The following is an 18889-nucleotide window of genomic DNA, read 5'->3' as shown; positions in this document are numbered from 1 at the left end:
TAATGCTTGCCGTTGGCGGCAGATAAGCGGCGCACCCTAGCGGCGAATTCGCCAGTGTGAAGCATTAGTTACAAGCGAAACCGCGATGTGCGGGCGCAAATGCGCATGCCGCCGCGCTTGACGCGCCGCGCTGTATTATGGCACTGATGCACTCGAAGGGACTTGTCATGAGCCAGCAAAGCCGCCCGGTTTACCTCAAGCTGCGCGACCAGATCGCAGCCGCCATTATCGAAGGACGTTATCGCGAGGGCGAGATGCTGCCTTCGGTCCGCGCGCTTGCGGCTGAGGAAGGGGCGAACCCGCTGACCGTCGCGAAGGCCTACCAGCAGTTCCAGGCGGACGGCCTGGTCGAAGTGCAGCGCGGTGTCGGCATGTATGTCGTCCAGGGGGCGGCTGCCCGGCTGCGCAGCAGCGAGCGCGAAACTTTTCTGGCCCAGGAGTGGCCCGAGATACGCTCGCGGATCGAGCGGCTGGGCATCTCGGCACGCGACCTGCTCGCCGATGCCTGACGGTGCCGGGCGGAAGGGTGCCCGCTTTAACAAATGTTAACCGGTGAACTTGCCTCTCGCACGGTCTTCTGGCACCATTCGGCATCGACCGGGAGCCAGCCGGAAAGGCGTTTCCGGCGACGGGTCAGGACGAGTAGCTCGCTAACGGCACAGGGGCCGAAAGCCGCCGGGAGAACGCGATGATCAGATCCGAACTGTTGCAGGCGATGGCCAAGGAAAATCCCGATCTCAAGACCGAAGAGGTCGAGCAGATCGTCGATATCTTCTTCGACGAGATCGCCAACCGGCTTGCCGAAGGCGGCAGGGTGGAACTGCGCGGCTTCGGCGCATTCTCGACCCGCGAGCGCGAGGCCCGCAAGGGTCGCAATCCGCGGACGGGGGAAAGCGTCGACGTGCCGGCCAAGAAAGTCCCCTATTTCAAGCCCGGCAAGGAAATGCGCATCGCGCTCAACGAGGACTGAGGCGGTTCCATCGCCCGTCCGGCGCCAGCGCCTTCGATAGCCAAGCCTTCGATTAGCCGGCCCTCGATTGCCGAGATTGTCGGCTGCCATCGCGCAGGCTACACGCGCGCGCTCCGGCCGGAGCCTTGCGGGTGTGGCGGAATGGTAGACGCCGGGGACTTAAAATCCCCTGTCCCTTGGACGTGTGGGTTCGAGTCCCACCACCCGCACCATCATGTCGGCCGGGCCCTCCGAAAAGGCTTTTAATCCGTTTTAACCCCTAGGTGGCTAATAGCCATGTTCACACGTCTCTGCGGCTAGGGCGATGGCGTCTGGCCGTCGCGGTCGCAGAGTTCCGGGGGTGCAAAGGGGCATGGATTACTTCTCGACCGAACAGGCGGCGGGCAAATCCGAACATACCGGCGAGGACCGGCGCGGCTCGGCACGCTACACGTCGCTGATCCGTGCGGCCAAGATCGTGTCCGACCAGGGCGAGTTCGTCTGCGTCATCCGCGACGTGTCGGAAACCGGGATCAGCCTTCGCACCTTCCACTCGCTGCCTCGCGCCGATCGCCAGGAACTCGTGCTGCAGAACGGGATGCGCTACGAACTCGACAAGGTGCGGGCGAAGGACGGCGAAGCGAGTTTCACCTTTGCCGACACGGTCGACGTGCAGCAGCTCATCGTCGAGACCGGCAAGTATCCCAAGCGCCAGCTGCGCATCAGCGTCAGTATCCCGGCGACGGTGTCCACGCTGACCCAGCGCCTCAACGCGGTCATCCACAATGTCTCGCAACAGGGCGCGCTGCTCGAATGCGACGCCTTGCTGGCGATCGAACAGCCGATCAGGCTCGAAGCGCGCGAATTTCCCGAGGTACGCGCAAAAGTGCGCTGGCGGCGGGAGGAGAACTACGGTCTCGCGTTCGACGATACGTTCAGCCTGAGGGACTTCGCCTTGAAGGCGGCCGCCCTGCAGTGTCCGGCACTTCTCGGCCGCTGACCGCCGGGCGCTGCGCGGGGAAGCATCGTTAACTTTACGGTAACGCGACCCTGCCAGTTTATCCACAGGCAGGGGGCAGCGAAAATGGACAGCCTTTCTCAGCGACGCAGCGGTGGGCGCAGCCGTTCGATTGTGCGACTTGTCCGCCTTGGAGCCTCGCGGTGAATTACGTCGCCGAACGCCGCCGGCCGATCCAGCAAGCCCATTTCGCGACCGATCGCCTGACTCTGCCCTGGGCAGCGCTCGGGGATGCGCACAACCGGTCCGCGATCGTGCTTCCCTGGCTGGCCATGGTCGCCGTGCTGCTCTTCGCCGCTCTGCCTGGCCTGGCCCACGGACCCGGCGCGCCGGTTGGCAGGATCAACACGCTGTCCGACATCCCGCTGGTCGCGAGTGTGCTGGCGCTGGACTTCGTCCTGCCGCGGCTGGCTGCCGAAATCCTGGCCAGCGCGGTCATTCCGCTGGTGCAACTGCTTGTCGCGCTCGTTCTCGTGCGGGGGACGCTCCGCTGTCTCGAATTCACCGGTGCCGCCGCGAACATCGGCCTGCTGATCGTGCCGCTGCTGCCGCTGGCAGTCGCGGCATTCGCCCCGATGCGGCTCGATTCCCAAGGCTGGGAGGCGCTCTGCGTCCTCGCCATGCTGCGCCTGCTGGTCGATCGCCGCGCGATAGTCATGAAATCGGCTGCTGCGGGGCTTGTCGCGGGGCTCCTGACTTCCTTCTCTCTCGCCGGCTTCGTCGTCGCAACGGCTGCCGGCGGATTGCTCTTGCTGCTGTACCTACGCGACGGGGACGCGCGCTGCCTGGCGGCCTACCTGGGTGCCATGGCTGTGGGGGCCAGTGGCCTGTTCCTCGCGACCCAGCCGATAGCCAACTGGCTCTTCGCGAGCCCGGGGTGGATGAGCTGGCCGCATCTTGCCGGATGCTGGTCGGCGGCTGCGATCGCCGGTGTGCTGGCCATGCGCAATTCCAGATCGGCGCCGGTTTCGCGGATTATCGGTGCGGGGGCGCTGGTCGCGGCGGCTCTCGCTGCTCCCTTGCTCGCTTTCGGCGCTGCTATCCCGGCGCCGGTAGTCGCACCGGGACCTTTCACCGGCGGCCAGGGCTTCGCAGCCGTCCATTCCGGCACGGGCGGATGGCTCGATCCGATCGGCATGGTGGTGGCGACCTTCGTGCTGTGGGTGGCCAGTGTCACGACACGGTGGCACCAGATGAGCCGATCCGGCAATCCGCGCGGCTGGCTGGCGGTCGCCTCGCTGGCGGGGGCAATGGTGCTGCTCTCCCTGCTGAGCTACCGCGCCGCGCTGTTTGCGCAATTGCTCGCAATTCCGCTGTTCGCCCTGCTGTTGCGCGACGCGCTGAGAGTGGCGAGCCGGATGGGCAATGCGCCGCTCCGCGTGACCGGCATAGCGCTGGCTCTTTTCGTGCTCACCCCGACCGGGGGCTCGGTCGTCGGCGGAATCGCCTTCAGCGTGGTCGACGGGCGAGCGATCACCTGGCCCGCCCCCGTGCGCTATGCCGCGACCAGCATCGCCGCGGTCGTCGCCCGCGCCTGACCAGTCAGGCCGGCCGGAAGGTCATCGCGACACCGTTCATGCAGTACCGCTTGCTGGTCGGCTTGGGCCCGTCGTCGAAGACGTGGCCCAGATGTCCGCCGCAATCGGCGCAATGCACCTCGGTTCGCGGATAGCCGATCTTGTAGTCGGTGGACGTGCCGATCGCACCGGCGAGCGGCTTCCAGAAACTCGGCCAGCCGGTCCCGCTCTCGAACTTGGTCTTCGAGGAATAGAGGGCGTTGTTGCAGCCCGCGCAGTGGAAGATCCCGGCCCGCTTTTCCTTGTTCAGCGGCGAGGTATAGGGTCGCTCGGTCGCAGCCTTGCGCAGCACCCTGTACTGTTCCGCCGTCAGGCGCTTCTGCCACTCGGCATCGCTGCGCTGGATCGGAAAACTCTTCGCTTCGGCAGGGGCACCGCCGCAGGCAGCGAGCACGGGCATCGCAGCGACGCCCGCGAACAGGGCCAGAGCCGAGCGACGATCGGTATTCGTGACGGTTTTTTGCATGCCGCTTTCCTAGCGATGTCACCCTGAACGGGGCAAGAACGCGAGGGAAAGCGACGGCAATCCTAGAACTCGGTCACCTCGACCTCGAGCTTGCGGAAACCGTGGACGAAGTTCGCCCGGACACGCTCGACGTCGCCTGCAACGTGCACGCGCATGCGCCGCTTGTGCATTTCCTCCAGCAGCACCCGCAGTTGCAGTTCCGCCAGGCGGGCCCCGACGCAGCGGTGGATGCCGTAGCCGAAGGCGAGCTGGCGCCGCGCGTTCTCGCGCGTGATGTCCAGCTTGTCCGGATCCTCGAACACTTCCTCGTCGCGGTTGGCCGAAAGATACCAGAGCACGACCTTGTCGCCCTTCTTGATCTTCTGGCCGAACTGCTCGGTATCCTCGGTGCAGGTCCGCCGCATGTGGGCGAGCGGAACCTGGTAACGCAGGATTTCCTGCACGGCGTTCGGGATGAGGCTCGGGTTCTCCTCGAACAGCTTGCGCTGGTCGGGAAACTTGTCGAGCGTGTGGACGATGCCGCTCATGGTGTTGCGCGTCGTGTCGTTGCCGCCGACGATCAGGAGCACCAGATTGCCCATGAATTCCTCGGGGCTCTGCTGGTTCATCGCTTCGGAGCGGATCATCATCGAGATCAGATCCTCGCCCTCCGGATTCTGCGCCCGGGCGGTCCACAGCTGCATGAAATAGGCGGCCATCTCGCGCAGGAAGCCCTGCCGCATCTCGTCGAGATCGCGAATGGTCGCGCCCTCGGTATCGCCGGCCCAGTCCGACCAGAAGGTCAGCAGGCGGCGGTCTTCCCACGGGAAGCCGAACAGGATCGCGAGCATGCCGGTGGTCAGTTCGATCGAAACCCGGTCGACCCAGTCGAACACCTCGCCGCGCGGCAGGGTGTCGAGCAGTTCGCCGGTCCGCTGGCGAATTTCGACTTCCATGTCGGTCATCGCCGAAGGCGTGAACTTCGGAGCCACCGTACGCCGCTGGCCGGTGTGCTTGGGACGGTCCATCGCGATGAACATGGGCAGTTCGAAACGCTCGCGGCCCATTTCCTCGAGCTGCTCGTCGCTCAGCCGCTCGAGAATGGTGATGCCGCCGTGCTCCCAGCTGGAAGAGAACAATTCGGGCAGCGCCTCGATGTGCTGGATCGCCTTGTGCTGGACGACCGCCCAATAGGGGCCGAACGGGCTTTCGGGGATGTAATGCAGCGGCCCGGCGTCGCGCATCTCCTTGAAGATCGGCATCCAGGTGTGGTTGAAATAGATGTCGGAGCGGCTGACGTCCCACTTGTGCGTGTGTTCGAGCGCGTCTTCCGGGTGCTTCTGCCGATGCTCCAGGATCGCCTCATAGGCGGACGGGGAACTGCTCCATTGGGTTTTCTCAGCGGCCTGGGTCGCCATGTCTCTCTCCACAAGCGGACGGTATCGGGACTCGCCCGTCCATTGCCGCCATCCTGCACCTGCTTACACGAATGTCAATAAGGTTGCGTTCGGCAACCGATCGGGCGTGTCGTCAGGCGGGCGAACGGCGCGCGAAGAGGCCGCGCCGCCGTTTCTTCGCCGTGCCGGCATTGCCCGACTTGAGCACGCGCTTGCGGAACAGGCGAACCCCGAAACGGATGACCAGCAGCACCCACAGCGCCTGCCATGCCAGTGCCAGCAGGTGTTGCCCGATCCCGTCCATAAGCGCCGCCCGGGCAAGCATGGCAAAGGGCGATGAGAACGGAAAGATGGTCGCCGCGATCTCGTAATTGGAGCCGATGAAGGGAATGGCGGATGCCGCGAAGAAGAATACCAGCAACTGGACCATGGTGACCGGCATCGACAGCGTCTGGACCTCGCGCACCGTGGCCGCCATCCCGCCGATCGTCAGGAACAGCGAGCCGAGCAGCAGGTAGGCCATCGAGAAATATGCCAGCCCCAGCACGAGGAACAGCGGCCACCCGAGCGCAGGCGCGGGAAGGTTGGACATGTCCTGGCCGGTCGATGCCATCACTGCCGGCCCGACCGAGGCCCACAGCAGGCCGATCACGCTGCCCCAGACCGCGATGCCGACCAGCGACACGCCGAGCATGGCGAACAGCTTGCCGAGGAAGAGCGCGTCGAGCGGAATCGCGGCGGCCAGGATCTCGATGATCTTGTTGGCCTTTTCCTCGACCAGGTTCGACAGCACCATGCCGGCGAGCAGCATGGTCAGCAGGAACAGCAGCATCTGGGCGACCTGGCCCGTGCGGATGCGATCGGTGCGGACATTGGCCGCGCTGCCGGTCGCGCGAACCTCGTCCGTTTCCATTCGCGGAAACTCGGTACCCGGACCGCTGGCAGCCTCGGCGAGCACGATCTTGAGTCCGGGCGTCATCCGGCGGATTTGCCCGGGCGTGCCGGTCAGCACCGGCTCCTCGATCGTGCCCGACAGCAGCGCGGCGTAATTGCTCCCCTTGCGGGCGAGGATGTCGCGCGGTGATTCGTTATTGGCAGGGGGCGGGTCGATCGTCGCCATCGGCGGAAGCAGCGAACCGATATCGCCATTCAGCCGGGCATAGGCCCCGCGCAGCCGCTCGATGTCGGTCGGCGACATCGCCACGCCGATTTCCGAGGCGGCCGACTGGCGCTGGACCTGACCGCCGATCCCGCCGGCGATCCCGCCGACGATGATCGGGAACATCGGACCCAGCAGGAAGAACAGGAAGGCGCGGCTGAACAGCACGGCGACGAAATCGCGGCGCGCGACGACCCACGCCGCCTGCAGCAGCGACAGGCGCGAATTGGGCGTGGCGGTCTCGTCCATCAGCGCAGCACCTCCCCGTCTGGACTTTCATCGAGCGCACGGGCGGCTGCCTCGCCCGCGATATGGACGAAGGCATCGTGCAGGCCTGCCCGCTCGATCGAGAGCGAGAGAATGCCCGCATGACCTTCAACGAGGCCCTTGAGCAGCGGTTCGACGCCCGTTTCCGGCAAGTCGAAGCTCCACAGCGCGGTGCCGTCGGCCTTTGCCTCGCCCTGCGCGTCGGCAGGCAGGGCGCGGCGCCACGAGCCGTCTGACTGGCGGGTTTCGAGCCTCACCTGCGCCGGGATGCGGTCGCGTGCCGTGTCCACGCTGCCGGCATAGGGAACCTTGCCGCCCGCGATGATCGCAATGCCTTCGCACAAGCGCTCGGCATGGGCGATCACGTGCGTCGAGAAGATTACCGTCGCCCCATCCCGGGCGAGGTCGCGAATCAGCTTCTCGAGCTTGCCCTGGTTGATCGCGTCGAGGCCCGAGAACGGCTCGTCGAGCACGACCAGCCTCGGCCTGTGGACCAGCGTGCCGAGCAGCTGGACGGTCTGTGCCATGCCTTTCGAAAGCTGGCGGATCTGCCGGTCGGCGGCATGGCCGAGCCCGTGGCCCTCGAGCAGTTCGTGCGCCCGCTCGCGCCCCTCCTTCAGCGGCACGCCGCGAAGCGCGCCCATGAAGGCGATTGCCTCATATGCCTTCATCGCCGGGTAGAGGCCGCGTTCCTCGGGCAAATAGCCGATCAGCCGGGCGATTTCCTGCGGCTTGTCGTGGCCGAACACGCGGCGCACGCCTTCGTCCGGGTCGATGATGCCGAGCAGCATCCTGAGCGTCGTAGTCTTGCCGGCCCCGTTCGGGCCGAGGATCCCGTAGATCGCGCCCTGAGGAACCGAGATGTCCACGCCGTCGACTGCCAGCGTGCCTTCGAACCGCTTGACGAGGCCGCGCGCCTCGATCGCGAGTGGGCGAACGGCATTGCCATTCGCAGCGGCGCCATTGTCCATCGGTGCGGGATCGCTTAGCGCCATGTCCATGACCCGGGTGGTTAACCCTAGGGAGTGAACGGGAGCAACCCCAAGCGTGGTTAATGCCGATCTTTCCGAAAGGCTCAAGGCCTCGCTGGCAGCGGAGGCGGAGCGCATCGGCTTTGCCGCCTTCGGTGTGACCCGTGCGCAGCGCGATGCGGAGCGCGGCAAGCGGCTCGATGCCTGGCTCGAGGCGGGATATCACGGGACGATGGAATGGATGGAGGCGCGCGCCGATGTCCGTCGCGGCCCCGATGCCATGTGGCCCGAGGCGAAGAGCGTCATCGCGCTCGGCATGAGCTACGCGCCCGAGGCCGATCCGTTCGCGCTCGAGGGGCTCGGCGAAGTCGGCCGCATTTCCGTGTATGCGCAGGGACGCGACTATCACGATACGGTGAAGAAGGCGGCAAAGGCGCTGGCCCGCTTCATGGTGGCGGAGGCGAAAGGGCTCGGCCTTCCCGAGCCGCAACTCAAGGTCTTCACCGATACCGCGCCGGTGATGGAGAAGCCGCTCGGGCAGCAGGCGGGACTCGGCTGGCAGGGCAAGCACACAAATCTCGTCAGCCGCGATCACGGCAGCTGGCTGTTCCTCGCGGCGATCTACACCACCACCGAACTTGCGCCCGACCAGCCGCACGACGACCGCTGCGGATCGTGCACCGCCTGCCAGCAGGCCTGCCCGACCGAGGCCTTCCCGCAGCCTTACGTGCTCGATGCGCGGCGCTGCATATCCTACCTCACGATCGAGCACGCCGGGCCGATCCCGGACGAATTCCGCGAGGCCATGGGAAATCGCATCTACGGCTGCGACGATTGCCTCGCCGTATGCCCGTGGAACAAGTTCGCCGATGCCGCCGCGGCCAACCGCGCCTTCCTGCCGCGTGCCGAACTGGTCGCGCCGAGGCTCGGCGAGCTTCTCGCGCTCGACGATGCGGGGTTCCGCCAGCTCTTCTCAGGTTCACCGATCAAGCGGATCGGGCGCAATCGCTTCGTCAGGAATTGCCTGATCGCGGCGGGGAACAGCGGTGATGCGAGCCTTCTGCCGCGGGTCGAGGGACTGCGGGGCGACGAGGATCCGGTGGTCGCCGAGGCGGCCGCATGGGCAGCGCGAAAACTCGCCGCTCTCTAGCCGAAGCCGCCGCCGTCATTATGCTCGCCGACCAGCGGCGCGGGCCGGTCGAAGGATTGCTCCCAGCCCGAAAAGCGCGAGGGTTCGCGCATCTGGTTGATCGTGCCTTCGGTCGGGTGTTCGCTCTGGCGGAAAAATCCCGCGGCCTGCAGGTGTTCGTCATGGATGACATCGGCCACGTCGTGCGCGGGCATCGCCGGGATAGCGTTGTCGCGCAGCAGCCGGAGGATTTCCTCGGTGGTGAAGCCGGCGGAAAGTTCGCCGATCCGGTCGTAGCATTCCCCGCTGTGCCGCAGGATCCCCGTCGGGTCGGCAAACCGCTCGTCCTTGCCGAACTCCTCGTTTCCGAGCAGCGCGATCACCTTGAGGAAATGGCCGGGCCGATAGGGCACGATGGCGACATGACCGTCCTTGGTCGGGAAGGGCTGACGATGCGGATCGACCTGCCGTGCATAGCAGGCATCGCCCACCGCCGGATCGAAGGTCAGCCCGCCCAGGTGCTCCTTCATCATGAAGCTGGTGAAGGCTTCGAGCATCGGGACCTCGACGAATTGCCCCTCACCCGTCCGCATCCGGTGGATCACTGCCGCCATGGTCGCATAGGCGGCGTGCAGGCCGGAAACCTTGTCGGCGATCAGCGACGGGAAGAACCGCGGCGCCGGATTGCCGTCGACCCGGGGCAGCAGGCTGGTGGTGCCCGAAGCTGCTTGGATGACGTCGTCGTAGGCGTGCAGGCCGGCATAGGGCCCGTTCGACCCGAAGCCGACGCAATGGACATAGATCGTGTCCTCGCGCAGCGCCTTCACCGCCTCGTAGCCGAAGCCGAGCCGTTCGATCGGTTCGCGGCGGATGTTGTGGATGAAGACGTCCGCCTCAGCGGCAAGTTCGCGCAGGCGCTCGCGCGCCTCGTCCTGCTTCAGGTCCAGTTCGAGCGACTTCTTGCCGCGATTGAGCGCCATGTGACCCGGCCCCATTCCCGGAGTATTTGGCGCCTTGGCGGCATAGCGGAACATGTCGCCGCCCGGTGCCTCCACCTTGATGACATCGGCCCCGAAATCGGCGAGGATCTGGGTGCAATAAGGGCCGAAAACGACCGTGGTGAGATCGAGAACCTTCAGGCCCTCGAGCATTGGTTTTCCGTCTCCCGGCGCGAAGCTCACAGCATTTCCTTGAGCGGCTTGTCCGGATCGGCGAGGTCCTCGCGCGCGGGACTCGCGCCCGCTTCGATCAGCTTGCGGCCCTGGACGTAGCTCTTGACGTCATTGACGCAATCGAGCGCGATGATCCGCCCTTCCTTGAGATAGACGACCGAGAACTTGCGGCTCGCCGGATCGCCCCGGAGCACGGTGGCGTCATGGCCGAGCGATAGGCCGGCGGTCTGCAGCTTGAGATCGTATTGGTTCGACCAGAACCACGGGAAGGCGGCATAAGGCTGCTTGTCGCCCATGATTGCCCGGGCCGCCGTGGTCGCCATATCGTTGGCGTTCTGCACCGATTCGAGCCGGATCACCGCGTTGTCGGCGAACGGGTTGGCGTGCGCGGCGCAGTCGCCGATCGCGTAGATGTCGTCGAGAGTGGTCCGGCAGAACTGGTCGACGTCGACGCCATTGGTCCCGGATGCCCCGGCCGCGATCAGCGGGCCGACCGAAGGGACGATGCCGATGCCGACGATCACGATGTCGCAGGCGATGCGGGTCGTGTCGGCCAGCTGCACCGCGACCACCTTGCCATCCTCGACCTCGATCCGCTCGACCGCGGCTTCGGTTCTCAGGTCGACGCCATGCGCGCGGTGTTCGGCCTCGTAGAAAGCGGAAAGCTCTTCGCCCGCCACCCGGTTGAGGACCCGCGGCAAGGCTTCGAGCAAGGTCACCTCGCACTCGAACTTGCGCAGCACCGCAGCCGCTTCGAGCCCGATGTAGCCGCCGCCGATCACCACCGCACGGCGCGAGCCGGCCTCGATCTCGGCCTTGAGCCGGTCGACATCCGCGCGCGTGCGGACGGTATGGATGCCTTCGCCATCGGCACCGGGGCAGGAAAGCCTGCGCGCCGCGCCTCCCCCGGCCCAGATCAGCTTGCGATAGCCGACCCGCGACCCGTCGCCGAGCACGACCTCGTGCGCCATCCAGTCGACTTCGGTGACATTCGTGCCCGTGCGGAACACGATGTCGCGCTCTTCCCAGAATTGCGCCGGGCGGATGAGAATGCGTTCGAAGGGTTTGTCGCCGGCGAAGTACTCCTTCGACAGCGGCGGACGCTCGTAAGGCAATTCGGGCTCGCGCCCGATCACCAGTATGCTGTCCTCGTGCCCGGCCTGGCGCAAGGCGATTGCCGCCTGCGCGCCGCCATGACCCGCCCCCACGATCACTACATCGGCTTTGTCCATGGGCGCGAGGGATTGGCGCAAAAGCGCCATTCGTCAACCCTGCCTATTGCGCAGGGCGCACCTGCAGGCCGGCTCAGCGTGCCAGCAGGTTGCGCGCCATGCTGGCTATCTGGGCGAGCATCGCGGGGGCCACGGCCGTCTGGCGCTGCGCACGGGCGATGACCATGCGGAAGCGACTGATCGCCAGCGCGTTGTCCTCCGACCATTTCGCGACCACGCCCGGCATGTCCTTCCTGGCATCCTTGCGGCGGGCGAGCCGGCGCAGGAGATCGAGGCGCATCTGCTGGAAATCGCGCGCCAGCCCGGAAACGAGCAGGCGCTCCCACACGTCGGAGGGGCTCATCAGCGCCGCGGTGCTTTGCGCCCAGTCGAGGCCGAGCGTCTCGCCCACGTCGGTGAAACCCTGGGTGAGCGGCTTGGGCGCAATGCCGGTCTCGCGCGAAAGCTTCGCAAGGCCTACCGATCCGTCGAGGTCGAACAGGTGCACGATGCGCGCTGCCAGCTTGTCCGGCGCGCCGGCCGCGACGAGGCTCTCGCCCAGTTCGCGGGACTGGCGGCGCGACTGGTTGGCGAGCAACTGGTCGGTCGAGGCGGCGAGCGTCGCTACCGGCTTGCCGATGTCCTTCACCATCGCCGAAGGCTCGATATGGCCCGATGCCGTGCGCAACACGTCGGAAATGAGATTGCCCGTCGCGGCAGCGACGGTGTCGAACAGCCTGAGCCGGGCGGTTTCGGTAATCTTCGCCGTGTCGAGTTCGCTCCACAATTCGTCCAGGCCGAACAGCTGGTCGACGGTCACGAAAGCGGCGGCGACCTCGGCGAGATCGACCCCTTCTTCCTCGACCAGTTCGAAGGCATGTATGATGCCGAGCCGGTTGACCATGCGGTTGGCGAGCTTGGTGGCGACCAGTTCGGTCCGCAGGCGGTGATTGAGGATCTGCTGCCGGAACTTGACCCGCATCGGTTCGGGAAATGCTTCCAGCAGCGTCTGCCGGAGCGAGGGATCGCTGGCGAGGTCGCTGTTCTCGATCGCGTCCTGCAGCCGCAGTTTTGCCGAAGACAGCAGGACGGCGAGTTCGGGCCGGGTCAGTCCCTGACCGTCGTTCGCGCGGCGGGCGAAAGTCTCGTTGTCCGCCAGCCCCTCTGTGCGGCGGTCGAGATCTGCCTGCGTCTCCAGCGTCTCGATCAGCCTTAGATAGCTGTCGGTCGCACCGGGCCCGCGCAGCTCGGCGATCGAGAGCGCCAGTGCCTGCAGCCGGTTGTCTTCCAGCACGATATCGGCGACCTCGTCGGTCATGTCCTTGAGCAGCGCGTTCCGCGCCTTTTCGGACAGCTTTCCGGCGCGCTTGGCGGCAGCCAGCGCGATCTTGATGTTGACCTCGTTGTCCGAGCAATCGACGCCGGCCGAATTGTCGATGAAATCGGTGTTGATGCGCCCGCCTTCGAGCGCGAACTCGATCCGCCCGGCTTGGGTGACGCCCAGGTTGGCGCCCTCGCCGATGACCTTGGCGCGCACGTCTTCCGCGTTCACCCGCAGCGCGTCGTTGGCAGGGTCGCCGACCTGCGCGTTGGTCTCGCTGGTGGCCTTGATGTAGGTGCCGATGCCGCCGAACCAGACGAGATCGATGGGGGCCTTGAGAATGGCCGAGATGACCTCGTCGGGCTCGAGCTCGTCGACCTCTATCCCGAGCGCGGCCTGCGCGGCCTTGCTCAGCTTGATCTTCTTCTCGCTGCGCGACCAGATGCCGCCGCCGCGCGACATCGCGTCGCGGTCGTAATCGTCCCAGCTCGACGAGGGCAGGTCGAACAGGCGATTGCGCTCCTTCCAGCTTGCCGCCGCGTCGGGATCGGGATCGATGAAGATGTGACGATGGTCGAAGGCTGCGACCAGCTTGATCGCCTTCGATAGCAGCATGCCGTTGCCGAACACGTCGCCCGACATGTCCCCGCAGCCGACGACGCGGACTGGATCGGTCTGCACGTCGACGCCCATTTCGAGGAAGTGGCGCTGCACCGACACCCACGCGCCCTTGGCGGTGATGCCCATCGCCTTGTGGTCGTAACCGTTCGAGCCGCCGCTTGCGAAAGCGTCGTCGAGCCAGAAATCGCGCGATTCGGCGATCGCGTTGGCGACGTCGGAGAAACGCGCCGTGCCCTTGTCCGCCGCGACCACGAAATAGGGATCGTCTCCGTCGCGCCGAACCACCCGCTCGGGGTGGACGACCTTGTCGGCAACGATGTTGTCGGTGATCGACAGCAGGCTGCGAATGAAGACTTCGTAGCTGGCCTGCCCTTCGGCGGCCCAGCCGGCCCGGTCCTTTGCCGGCGACGGAAGCAGCTTGGGATAGAAGCCGCCCTTCGCGCCGGTCGGAACGATGACCGCGTTCTTGACCCGCTGCGCCTTCATCAGGCCGAGGATCTCGGTGCGGAAGTCGTCCCGCCGGTCGGACCAGCGCAGGCCTCCGCGTGCGATGGGCCCGGCACGCAGGTGGATGCCCTCGACCCGTCGCGAATAGACCCAGATCTCGCGCCACGGCACCGGTTTGGGCAGACCAGGCACGAGCGAGGAATCGATCTTGTAGGCCAGCGCTTCGTCCGACGCGGCGGCGAAGGCATTGGTCCGAAGGATCGCTTCGACCAGCGAATGGTAGAGCCGCAGCAGGCGATCGTCGTTGATTGCGTTCACCTGGACCAGCGCGCGGCGGATGGCTTCGCGGGCGCTTTCCGCTTCTTCCTCGCGATTACCCGAGAAGTCCGGATCGTGCAGCGCCTTGAACAGCGCGACGATGCCCGCGGTCACCTTCGGCGCGCCCTGCAGCGCATCGACGACCGTGTAGATGGTGAAGCCCATGCCGGTCTGGCGCAGGTAGCGGTAGAAGGAGCGCAGCCACACCGCCTCGCAAGCCGCCAGTCCGTTGGCCACGACCAGCCGGTTGAAATCGTCGTCCTCGGCCTCGCCGTTGAGGACGGCCGAGATCGCGGCCTCCACTGCGCCGGCCCGATCGAGGACCGCATCGGCATCGATGCCTTCGGGCAGCTCGACGGTGAAATCGTGGATCGTGCCCAGCGACCCGCCCTCGAGCGAGGTCGGGATCTCGGAAATGACCTCGAAGCCGAAATTCTCGAGCGCCGGGACCGCGTCCGACAGCGCCAGCGACCCGGTCTCCTGGTAGACCTTGAGGCGCAGGCAGCCGTTGCTCATGCCTTCGGCGCGATAGAGCCTCGCGCCGCGACGCCGGTGCGGTTCGGCGGAGCCACCGTCTGCATCATCGTGCGCTCCGAGCGCGCGGAGCCGACGGATGTCGCGCGCGGCTTCGGCCGCGCCTTGGGCGGCCCGGAATGAAGGCGGGAAGGCCTCTGCATAACGGCCGGCGATCGCGGCCGCGCGATTCGGATCCTCGTCGCGCGCGAGTTCGCTCTCGACGCCCTCGGCCCAGCCGCGCAACAGGGTCTGCAAGCGTTCGTCGAGGTCCTTGCCGTCGGGCAAAGAACCGGTTTCGCGCGAATCGTAAACGAAGCGCATCATGGCGAGATTGCCGCCTTCGACCTGCACGCTCCAGTCGAGCAAGGTGGCGCCCGTCGCGTCCTCGATCAGATCTTGCACCTGCTCGCGCACCTGGGTCGAAAGCATGTCGCGCGGGAGCCAGACGAAGGCGAAGATGTGCCGGGCGAGAGGAGCCTCCACCAGCGCGACCCGCGGGCGCGGCCGGTCGACCAGTCCCATCAGCGCGCTGGCGACGCGCTCGACATCGGCATCGCTGAAGCCGATCACCAGATCGTGCGGCAAGGTGGTCATCGCGTGGACCAGCGCCTTGCCGGCATGGCCGTTGGGGTCGAACCCGCGCCTGTCGAAAAGATCGTCGAGCTGGCGGCGCAGGCGCGGAACCGAGATCGGCGGCGCGGCAAGCGCGGCGCTCGTCCAGACCCCGGCGTGGATCGACAGCGCGACGACTTCCCCGTCGGCCATCTGCGGCATGATGAACAGGTCGAGCGGCACGCGGCGGTGCACGTTGCTGATCACGTTAGCCTTGACGATCAGCGGCTGGCGCTGGTCGCTGCCCTTGCCGTCGAACCATGCAAAGGCGCGCGCAATCGAAGCAGGCGCGAGGATATCCTTCGCGCTCTTGCGGCACACGCCGAGCGCTTCGGACCGCGATCCGTCGCGCGCATAGGTGACGTGACCCAGCTGGGTGAGCATTCCCGAATTGAGCCATTCCAGCAGGGCGCGACCTTCCTCGTCGGTGCTCGCCTCTGCATCGCGCAGCATGACTTCCTGCAGCTTCGGCCAGTCGACGACGGCGGCGCGCACATCGGCCAGCGTGGTGCGGATCGCCGCCTCCATCGCCCGGCGATGGCGCGCGTCGACCCTGCCGGTCTCGATGTAGATCATCGATTCGAGCAGGTCGTCGCCATTGTTCTTGTCGATCGCGACGAGCTTGCACGAGGCATCGCGCCTGACGGCCACGACCGGGTGGAGCAGCCGGTCGATCGAGAGCCCGTTGGCCGCGATGGTTGCCGCGATCGAATCGACGAGGAAGGGCATGTCGTCGTTGACGATGGCGATCCGCATGTAGCGGTGTTCCTCGCTCGCGGAGGCGAGCGCGATCGCCGAGCGTCCGGGCTCGCGCTCAAGTCCTGTCTCGAGGAGAAAGCGGGCCGCCTGTTCGAGGTGCTCGCCATCGGTATCCGTTTCGCCAGGGAGCAGCGAGGCCCGCATCCTTGCAACCAGCGATCCGGCGAGCTTGGCCGGGATTTTCGCGGCTGCCGTCTTGCTGCCGGCCGTCTTGTCGGACTTCTTGCGGGTCTTGGTATCACCCATCCTGCTGCTCCGTCGGGCCGCGCTGTTACGCCGAGCCCGTTTTCCTGCTTGTTATTTTGTTGCCGCTCCGTGCAGCATCCATGCGCGATAGGCTTCCGCCACCGACCCGGCAAGCGCAGGCTGGGCTAAAATTCGCCGCCCGTCGCCCGAAATTGCCGCGCCTCGCCTATAACGGAAATGCATGGCGGTGTTTCCCTTCTGGCCGCTCGCATCCGCGGTTGCCGTCATGCAGTCCGGTCCCAGGACCGGTCTTCGGTCCTCGGCCGGTCCCCCGACCCGGCCCCCCGGGTCCGGTCGTTCAGGAAGCGAGCGCTTCCATGGTCAATTCGAGCGATCGGACCCGGGCTTGGGGATCGTAGGTCGACCCGGCGACGATGATCTCGTCCGCCCCGGTGCGTTCGATGAATTGCTCGATCTTCGACCGGACCGTTTGCGGACTGCCGATGGCATGGGCCTGGCCCATGTGCTGGAGCATTGCCTTCGCCTGCGCGGGCAGCGTGTCGTGATAGCCGCGCACCGGTGGCGGCAGCTTGCCGGGCGAACCGGTCCGCAGCCTCACGAAGGCCTGGGCCTGGCTGGTCGAGAGATACTCCGCCTCCTCGTCGGTGTCGGCTGCGACGACTTGCATCGCGGCCATGACATGCGGTTTTTCCAAGGCCTCCGATGGCTGGAAATCGCGGCGGTAGATCGCCAGCGCCGCATCGAGATGGTCGGGCGCGAAGTGGCTGGCAAAGGCGTAGGGCAGGCCGAGCTTGGCGGCGAGTTGTGCGCCGAAGAGGCTGGAGCCGAGCATCCACATCTCGATCTTCGATCCCAGGCCCGGCGTCGCCTTGACCGGCAGGTCGATGTCGCCGGTGAGCAGGGCCCGCAACTCGATCACGTCCTGCGGGAAACACTCCGCTGCCTGATGCAGGTTCTTGCGCAACGCATTCTGCAATTCTGGGCCTGCGCCCGGGGCGCGGCCCAGCCCCAGGTCGATCCGGCCGGGAAACAGGGCGTCGAGCGTGCCGAACTGTTCGGCGATGACGAAGGGATTGTGATTGGGCAGCATGATGCCGCCCGAACCGATGCGGATCGTGCTGGTGACATGGCCGATGGCTGCCAGCACCACCGCGGTCGCCCCGCCCGCGATCCCTTCCATGTTGTGGTGTTCGGCAACCCAGAAGCGCGTGTAGCCGGCCTTCTCGGCGGCCTGCGCCAGCGCCTTTGCGGCATCGAAACTCTGCGTCAGCGTCTCGCCCTCGCGGACGGGCACCAGGTCGAGAACGGCGAAATCGGTCATGTCAGTCTTCCGGTGATGATGGCTGCGCGGGGCTCTCGCCCGTCTGCGCGATATAGGTTCTTGCCAGCGCTGCCTCCTCGCCCTCGGGCGCGAGATCGATGACCGACTGCCAGCTTTTGTGCGCGGCAGCGGTGTCGCCTGCGTAGAAGGCGATCGCGCCGGCTTCCAGGCCGACGGCGGGGTCGGCGGGCGCGAGTTCGGCCGCGCGGGCGATGAAGCCTTGTGCTTCATCGAGCTTGTCGAGATTGCGCGCGACGAGCGCGGATGCGCGCCAGCCCTCCGCATTGTCGGGCTTGCGCAGGCGCACTTCGGAAAGGATGCCTTCGGCTTGCGCGTAGCGCCCGAGCAGCACGAGTGCGCGGGCGCGATCGAGCCCGACCTCGGCTGCAAGCGTGTTCCGGCCGGCCGCCAAAGCCTGGACCTGCGCGCTTTCGAACAGGGCGAGCGCACCGGCATAGTCGCCGGCCAGGATCGCCTCGTTGCCCGAGATCGCGGCGGCGACGGCCGCTTCGACCAGCTCGCGTTGCGCCGAATCGGGTGCTGGCGGCGATTCTTGCTGTTGCTGTTGCTGTTGCGCGCGCGGGATCGGGAGGGGTTCGAGCTGGACCCCCATCGGGTCGGGTCCGACCTGCATCGACAGAAGGAGAGCTGCGAGGATCATGGCTGGGGTTCCGCCGGCTGGAGGAGCGCTTCGACCGTCCGCAGCAGCAGGGCGATATCCTGCGGCCGCGACAATCGGTGGTCGCCATCCTTGACCAGCGTCACCTGCACATCGTCTGAATCGAGCCTCTCGGCGAGCTTCATCGAGATCTTCCAGGGCACGTCGGCATCGCGCTGGCCGTGGATCAGCCGGACCGGACAGGCGATACCGATGGGTGCGCGCAGCAGCCGCCGGTCCTGCCCGTCTTCCCAGAACCCCGGATGCATCGGGGTCGGCTCGGGACCGTAGGGATTCTCGTCGAAGACCGTGACCCCGGCAGCCAGCGCTGCCTTGTCGGCGCGCGACCGGCCCCAGTCGGTGAAGTCGGGCGCGGACGCGATTCCGACCAGGCCGGCCAGCCGGTCGCCCAGCGCGAGCCCGACCAGCAGATTGAGCCAGCCCCCCATGGAAGAGCCGACGAGCACTACCTGCTGCCCGGACAAAAGCGCTTCAATCAGCGCCAGAACTTCGTCGCGCCAGCGACCGAGCGTGCCGTCGGCGAAATCCCCCTGGCTCCTGCCGCAGCCCGAGTAATCGAGCAGCAGCATCGCGCGGCCGTTGTCCTTCGCCCATTCGAACAAAGTGGTCGCCTTGCCGCCATCCATGTCCGACATGTAGCCGGGCAGGAAGACGAGCGCGGGGCCGCGACCGTCCGCGAGGCGAAAGGCGATTCGCCGTCCGTCGGGCAGGACATGGAACCGGACGTCGGCTTGCTCGGGAGTATCGCTCATCACGGGCGATGTCGGGCCGGGCGGCGCATGTTGCAACCCCG

15 protein-coding genes and 1 tRNA gene are annotated in these 18889 nt (G+C 66.5%); 6 read left to right on the top strand and 10 right to left on the bottom strand.

The genetic code is table 11. From position 1 onward, the window contains the following. The first annotated feature begins 167 nt into the window (after positions 1-167). The 5 genes from GRI48_RS07995 (at position 168) to GRI48_RS07975 (ending at position 3505) form a co-directional block, all read left to right on the top strand. Positions 168-509 carry a GntR family transcriptional regulator gene (locus GRI48_RS07995; protein WP_160673747.1) on the top strand — a complete coding sequence of 114 codons (342 nt, stop codon included), beginning with the start codon at positions 168-170 and terminating at the stop codon, positions 507-509. A 179-nt stretch (positions 510-688) separates the two neighbouring features. After that, positions 689-970, top strand: a complete 282-nt coding sequence (locus GRI48_RS07990; RefSeq protein WP_160673744.1) for an integration host factor subunit beta — start codon at positions 689-691, stop codon at positions 968-970. 127 nt (positions 971-1097) lie between these two features. Further along, positions 1098-1182 (top strand) — tRNA-Leu (locus GRI48_RS07985). Positions 1183-1322: 140 nt separating this feature from the next. After that, positions 1323-1949, top strand: coding sequence for a PilZ domain-containing protein (locus tag GRI48_RS07980; RefSeq protein ID WP_160673741.1), 627 nt, complete (start codon positions 1323-1325; stop codon positions 1947-1949). 161 nt (positions 1950-2110) lie between these two features. Beyond that, positions 2111-3505 (top strand): hypothetical protein, encoded by a 1395-nt coding sequence (locus GRI48_RS07975; RefSeq protein ID WP_160673738.1) that lies wholly within the window; start codon positions 2111-2113, stop codon positions 3503-3505. 4 nt (positions 3506-3509) lie between these two features. On the opposite strand, the gene msrB is transcribed toward GRI48_RS07975, so the two are convergent. The 4 genes from msrB to GRI48_RS07955 all read right to left on the bottom strand — a co-directional run bounded on the left by msrB (position 3510) and on the right by GRI48_RS07955 (position 7813). Then, entirely contained in the window at positions 3510-4010 is a 501-nt protein-coding gene (gene msrB / locus GRI48_RS07970) for a peptide-methionine (R)-S-oxide reductase MsrB (RefSeq protein ID WP_160673735.1), read from the bottom strand. A 62-nt stretch (positions 4011-4072) separates the two neighbouring features. Continuing rightward, positions 4073-5407 (bottom strand): cytochrome P450, encoded by a 1335-nt coding sequence (locus tag GRI48_RS07965; protein ID WP_160673732.1) that lies wholly within the window; start codon positions 5405-5407, stop codon positions 4073-4075. 112 nt (positions 5408-5519) lie between these two features. Next, the gene (locus GRI48_RS07960) at positions 5520-6794 is read right to left on the bottom strand and encodes an ABC transporter permease (RefSeq protein WP_160673729.1); all 1275 of its coding nucleotides are present in this window, start codon (positions 6792-6794) and stop codon (positions 5520-5522) included. Next, complete coding sequence (locus GRI48_RS07955) at positions 6794-7813, bottom strand: ABC transporter ATP-binding protein (RefSeq protein WP_160673726.1); 1020 nt, start codon at positions 7811-7813, stop codon at positions 6794-6796. The genes GRI48_RS07960 and GRI48_RS07955 overlap by 1 nt, the downstream gene beginning before the upstream one ends. A gap of 46 nt (positions 7814-7859) precedes the next feature. On the opposite strand from GRI48_RS07955, the gene queG reads away from it, so the two are divergent. Beyond that, positions 7860-8933: a tRNA epoxyqueuosine(34) reductase QueG gene (gene queG / locus GRI48_RS07950; RefSeq protein WP_160673723.1), complete on the top strand. Its 1074-nt coding sequence runs from the start codon at positions 7860-7862 to the stop codon at positions 8931-8933. Here queG and GRI48_RS07945 read toward each other — a convergent pair. From GRI48_RS07945 to GRI48_RS07920, 6 genes are all read right to left on the bottom strand, one after another. Next, on the bottom strand, positions 8930-10093 hold the full coding sequence (locus GRI48_RS07945) for a CaiB/BaiF CoA transferase family protein (RefSeq protein ID WP_337190791.1): 1164 nt from the start codon (positions 10091-10093) through the stop codon (positions 8930-8932). The genes queG and GRI48_RS07945 overlap by 4 nt on opposite strands. Beyond that, positions 10090-11316: an NAD(P)/FAD-dependent oxidoreductase gene (locus GRI48_RS07940; RefSeq protein ID WP_160673720.1), complete on the bottom strand. Its 1227-nt coding sequence runs from the start codon at positions 11314-11316 to the stop codon at positions 10090-10092. Before GRI48_RS07940 ends, GRI48_RS07945 begins: the two co-directional genes overlap by 4 nt. A gap of 73 nt (positions 11317-11389) precedes the next feature. After that, positions 11390-16135, bottom strand: coding sequence for an NAD-glutamate dehydrogenase (locus tag GRI48_RS07935; RefSeq protein WP_160673717.1), 4746 nt, complete (start codon positions 16133-16135; stop codon positions 11390-11392). Positions 16136-16433: 298 nt separating this feature from the next. Next, complete coding sequence (locus GRI48_RS07930; RefSeq protein WP_160673714.1) at positions 16434-17417, bottom strand: LLM class flavin-dependent oxidoreductase; 984 nt, start codon at positions 17415-17417, stop codon at positions 16434-16436. Position 17418: 1 nt separating this feature from the next. After that, positions 17419-18078, bottom strand: coding sequence for a tetratricopeptide repeat protein (locus GRI48_RS07925; RefSeq protein WP_160673711.1), 660 nt, complete (start codon positions 18076-18078; stop codon positions 17419-17421). Continuing rightward, positions 18075-18848: an alpha/beta fold hydrolase gene (locus tag GRI48_RS07920; protein WP_160673708.1), complete on the bottom strand. Its 774-nt coding sequence runs from the start codon at positions 18846-18848 to the stop codon at positions 18075-18077. The genes GRI48_RS07925 and GRI48_RS07920 overlap by 4 nt, the downstream gene beginning before the upstream one ends. Between the last annotated feature and the right edge of the window lie 41 nt (positions 18849-18889).

The sequence above is a fragment of the Qipengyuania oceanensis genome, from assembly GCF_009827535.1.
GTDB lineage: Bacteria > Pseudomonadota > Alphaproteobacteria > Sphingomonadales > Sphingomonadaceae > Qipengyuania_C > Qipengyuania_C oceanensis.
This window is presented reverse-complemented; position numbering and strand designations above follow the sequence as displayed.

Coding starts and splice junctions, on each gene's coding strand:
- GRI48_RS07995 (WP_160673747.1), top strand. CDS start 168: ATGAGCCAGCAAAGCCGCCCGGTTTACCTCAAGCTGCGCGACCAGATC.
- GRI48_RS07990 (WP_160673744.1), top strand. CDS start 689: ATGATCAGATCCGAACTGTTGCAGGCGATGGCCAAGGAAAATCCCGAT.
- GRI48_RS07980 (WP_160673741.1), top strand. CDS start 1,323: ATGGATTACTTCTCGACCGAACAGGCGGCGGGCAAATCCGAACATACC.
- msrB (WP_160673735.1), bottom strand. CDS start 4,010: ATGCAAAAAACCGTCACGAATACCGATCGTCGCTCGGCTCTGGCCCTG.
- GRI48_RS07965 (WP_160673732.1), bottom strand. CDS start 5,407: ATGGCGACCCAGGCCGCTGAGAAAACCCAATGGAGCAGTTCCCCGTCC.
- GRI48_RS07960 (WP_160673729.1), bottom strand. CDS start 6,794: ATGGACGAGACCGCCACGCCCAATTCGCGCCTGTCGCTGCTGCAGGCG.
- GRI48_RS07955 (WP_160673726.1), bottom strand. CDS start 7,813: ATGGACATGGCGCTAAGCGATCCCGCACCGATGGACAATGGCGCCGCT.
- GRI48_RS07940 (WP_160673720.1), bottom strand. CDS start 11,316: ATGGACAAAGCCGATGTAGTGATCGTGGGGGCGGGTCATGGCGGCGCG.
- GRI48_RS07935 (WP_160673717.1), bottom strand. CDS start 16,135: ATGGGTGATACCAAGACCCGCAAGAAGTCCGACAAGACGGCCGGCAGC.
- GRI48_RS07930 (WP_160673714.1), bottom strand. CDS start 17,417: ATGACCGATTTCGCCGTTCTCGACCTGGTGCCCGTCCGCGAGGGCGAG.
- GRI48_RS07925 (WP_160673711.1), bottom strand. CDS start 18,078: ATGATCCTCGCAGCTCTCCTTCTGTCGATGCAGGTCGGACCCGACCCG.
- GRI48_RS07920 (WP_160673708.1), bottom strand. CDS start 18,848: ATGAGCGATACTCCCGAGCAAGCCGACGTCCGGTTCCATGTCCTGCCC.